Source organism: Alkalibacterium sp., from assembly GCF_046484155.1.
Taxonomy (GTDB): Bacteria; Bacillota; Bacilli; order Lactobacillales; family Carnobacteriaceae_A; genus Alkalibacterium.
The window spans coordinates 1-4,331 of record NZ_JAWOBT010000055.1 but is presented as its reverse complement, the minus strand read 5'-3'; the positions used below and the strand labels follow the sequence as shown (position 1 = coordinate 4,331).

Annotated in this window: 4 protein-coding genes; all 4 read left to right on the top strand. The window is 41.6% G+C overall.

The window, feature by feature from the left end; genetic code table 11:
- Positions 1-673, top strand: a 673-nt coding sequence (locus tag R6U02_RS04505; protein WP_410262445.1) for a MurR/RpiR family transcriptional regulator, incomplete at its 5' end; no start/stop codon positions are given.
- Positions 670-1,566, top strand: a complete 897-nt coding sequence (murQ, locus tag R6U02_RS04500; protein WP_410262444.1) for an N-acetylmuramic acid 6-phosphate etherase — start codon at positions 670-672, stop codon at positions 1,564-1,566. The genes R6U02_RS04505 and murQ, both read left to right, overlap by 4 nt.
- Before the next feature lie 36 nt (positions 1,567-1,602).
- Positions 1,603-3,027: a PTS transporter subunit EIIC gene (locus R6U02_RS04495; protein WP_410262443.1), complete on the top strand. Its 1,425-nt coding sequence runs from the start codon at positions 1,603-1,605 to the stop codon at positions 3,025-3,027.
- Positions 3,020-4,063, top strand: a complete 1,044-nt coding sequence (locus R6U02_RS04490) for a MupG family TIM beta-alpha barrel fold protein (RefSeq protein WP_410262442.1) — start codon at positions 3,020-3,022, stop codon at positions 4,061-4,063. The genes R6U02_RS04495 and R6U02_RS04490 overlap by 8 nt, the downstream gene beginning before the upstream one ends.
- Positions 4,064-4,331 lie beyond the last annotated feature (268 nt).

Here is a 4,331-nt window from a genome sequence, read left to right as displayed (position 1 = left end):
AAAGATTGGGTATACAGGTTACAAAGAGTTCGTAAAAGACATGATTTATGAACAGGCGGTTCGTTCGAACTACAAAGATAAACATATTGCGGAGTTGACACGAACAGATGAGATCGAAGAAATCATCAATAAAGTGACACATAAAAACATTTTATCATTAGAAGAAACTGAAAAACTGATTGACAAAGAAGTTATTAAAACTTGTGTTAATAAATTATTTAATTGTGAGAAGTTGACAATTTTTGGTATAGGCGCGTCACTTATTGTGGCGAAAGATGCCCAACTTAAATTTACACGGATTAATAAAATGTCTTATGTCAGCGAAGACTGGCACACTCAACTCCTCATGGCGAAAAACATGAGCGAGCGGGATGTGGCACTGGTGATTTCTTATTCTGGACAAACGGAGGAGATGATAACCTGTGCAGAAGTTGCAAAAGAGAATGGGGCCACCATTATTTCGATCACAAAGAACAACGAGTCCCCGATTAATCGGATGGCTGATTATGCCATCTATGTGGCGTCCAATGAATTCAGTTTTAGGAGCGGGGCGATGTCATCGCGTATCTCTCAACTGAATATAATTGACATTCTCTATACTAGTTATATTAATAGAATATATGAACAATCCCTAAAAATTCTTGAAAAAACTCAAATTAAAAAGGAGGGATGAGATTGTTAGATTTAAAAAATATGGAAACAGAGAAACAAAATTCTAATACATTAAGTCTGGATCAGATGAGCGTAAAAGAGGCTCTCACGGTCATGAACAATGAAGATAAGAAAGTTACTGAAGCTATTGAGGAGGTGATTCCAGCAATTGAAAACGCAGTCCATGTTATCATCAAGCAGTTTAGAAAGGGAGGGAGATTGATCTACACAGGTGCCGGAACAAGCGGGCGTTTAGGCGTTCTTGATGCGGCAGAATGTCCACCAACATTTGGTACACCGAAAGAGAAAGTTGTGGGGTTGATTGCCGGCGGTCAAAGAGCACTTACTGAAGCCGTCGAGGGTTTAGAAGACAGCCAGGAAATGGGTAAAGACGATTTAATGAAGCTTGGACTGAATGAAAATGACGTCGTTGTCGGTTTGGCAGCCAGCGGTCGCACCCCATATGTCATCGGTGCACTTGCTTACGCAAATGAAATAAACGTGCCGACCATTGCTGTTGCATGTAATAAAGAAAGCGAGATCGGTCAAGTCGCAAAAATTGCGATCGAAGCGGTACCGGGACCTGAAGTGCTGACCGGTTCGACCCGTTTAAAAGCGGGGTCTACACAGAAAATGATTTTAAATATGCTATCTACTTTATCAATGGTAGGTATTGGCAAAGTCTATAAAAACTTAATGGTCGATGTTCAACCAACCAATGAAAAACTTGTTTCCCGCGCTGAAAATATTGTGATGAAAGCGACAAATACAGAGCGAGAAACAGCTAAGAACGCCTTAGCCGAAAGTGACGGTAAAGTCAAAGTTGCCATTATTATGATTTTATTAGATATCGATAGAGAGACTGCCGTCAAAAAGTTGGAAGAATCTGAAGGTCATGTCAGAAAAGCCCTATAAGCGAAAAACTAAACTATTGAAGAGGAGCAAAAAAAGATGGTCAAAAATAACGAAAAATTAGCTAAAAGTATTGTTGATGCCGTTGGTGGTCGAGAGAATATTGATTCAGCTACCAACTGTATGACACGTGTACGAATGAATATCAAAGATAGAAGTAAGATTGATGAAGAAGCGCTTAAAAACACAGAAGGCGTCATGGGTGTCAACGACGCTGACACCTACCAAGTCATCGTCGGACCTGGAACAGCAAAAAAGGTGACGGATTTGTTGTTTGAAAAACACAATATACCATCCTCTTCAGACGGATCAAATAACTGGCAGGATAACAAACAAGCCATTAAAGATCAGCAGTCTCAAGGGAAATTCAAACAAGGCATAGCAACCATTGCCAATATCTTTATTCCAATGATCCCAGCGATCATCGCTGCGGGTATTTTCCAGGGATTCAGCAGTTTACTCGGTCAAATGATTGCCGATGGTGCTGTGGCTGGAACTTTCTGGGAAGGAACCCGTATTACCTTTGCTTTGATCGGTAACTCATTCTTAGGTTACTTTGCAATCTTTACAGGTGTGAATGCCGCGAAACGATTTGGTGCGACAGAAGCACTGGGTGGTATGATCGGGGCAATGTCGATCGCCGCGCCATTGATCGACTTATCTACCCTAGTAGGTCTGTATGATGTCGATCAACCGCTAAATTCAATTCTTACAACGGGTAAAGGCGGAATCGTCGGAGTCATCTTCGGGGTTTTCATCCTAGCTAAAATCGAAAAATATGTACGTAAGTCAGTGCCTGATGTCTTGGATCTAATCGTGACACCAGTAATAACCTTACTGGTCACCGTGTTGCTCATGGCCTTTATCGTTATGCCTGTATCAGGATTCCTATCTGACTGGTTAGTGACTGGTTTAGGTTACATTATTGGATCAGAAAACATGTTTGTGAGCGTTCTGTCCGGTTATATTCTGGCCGCAGCGTTCTTGCCAATGGTACTGCTTGGTCTACACCACGGTTTGATTCCGATTTATGCGATTCAACTGGAAGCTTTAGGTGGCGTTTCACTCTTCCCAGTATTGGCTATGGCAGGTGCCGGTCAAGTTGGAGCTTCGATCGCTATTTACTTGGTGGCTAAAAAAGTGGGCAACAAACGTTTGAAACAGATCATCGCCGGTGCACTACCTGCTGGGATATTAGGTATTGGTGAGCCCTTGATCTATGGTGTTACCTTACCACTTGGCAAGCCCTTTATTACAGCTGGCTTAGGTGCCGGATTCGGTGGCGCTTACGTCATGTTGATGGGCGTTATGGCGAATGCCTGGGGACCATCCGGCTGGGTCGCACTTCCGCTCATGCAACCAGGAAAAATGATGCACTACGCAATTGGGATCCTGATTTCTTATATTGGTGGCTTTATCATTACACGTATCTTTATCAAAGATGAAGATGTTCTAAATGTTTGATCGATCTTTTGGATTCGCCGTTTATGTGTCTGCATTTAAACGGCAGCGTCCATTTCTTGAAAAATTTAAAAATCAGAACACGCCCATATTTACGTCGCTTCATCTGAACGAAGAAGTGACCGAATCATATATCAAAGATGTGGAAGACATGTGCGAGTGGCTTCACGAAAATGATTTCTGGGTGATGGCAGATGTATCACCGCTGACCTTAGAACGTTTTGAAGAGGATTCACTGGCCACGTTAGCGCACCGTCTGCACCTTGATAATTTAAGGCTCGACTTCGGTTTCGATTTAACAGAACTGAAAAAAGAAAAGTACGATCTGAGTTTCACGTATAATGCTTCGACGCTATTAAATCAAGACATTGAAGAGTCAAAAGATTATTACATGCATAACTTTTATCCGAGACCGGAAACAGGATTGGATGAAGCCTTCTTTACAGCTCTAAACAAACAGATCAAAGAGAAGTCTGGCAAAACGCTCGCCTTTATTTCTGGTGATGAAGAAAAACGGGGTCCGCTGTTTGAAGGATTACCGACGTTAGAAGCTCATCGTTATGTCTCTCCGTATGCGCAATGTGTCGATTTGATCAAACGATACAAGATGGATAAAGTTTTTTTAGGGGATATAAAAATTTCTGATTATGAATTAGACTTGATTTTAAAGTATCTTGATGATGAGTTGATCCGACTTCCCGTTGAGTTGCCTGAAGAGCTGCATTATCTGTATCATGAACGATTTACAGTACGTGTAGACTCGCCGAGCACGCTGATTCGTGTTCAAGAGTCTAGACAGTATGCTCAAGCCGGTAAACACGTCGAACCGAGCAATACGCTTGAGCGACTTAAAGGATCCGTGACAATGGATAATGAGCGTTATAAACGCTACTCGGGTGAAGTGCAGGTGACTAAAGCCGATTATCCGGAAGATGAACGGGTGAATGTGATCGGAAGAATCTCAGAACCGTATCACTTGCTTTTAAAAAATTTGAAAAATGGTGAGCAGTTTATGTTTGTTGCTGAAACAGATGAATGAGATAGAGTATAAAAGAACAGTGTCCCTTTATTGGGACACTGTTCTTTTTGCATATGGACCTGTCAGTCGTTTCACTGGTCAGATCAGATCGATCTCTGACCTGATCAAACAGCAAGTGATCATATGAAGATTACCAGGAAAGAATCGACACGAACGGTTTAATATGAAAGTTAGAATAGTTTCTTATATTATCGTATAATGAAGTATCAAGTTAATTTGCAAAGGATGTTTTAGTCATGATCAATGTAATAGGCGTACTCCCGGATGA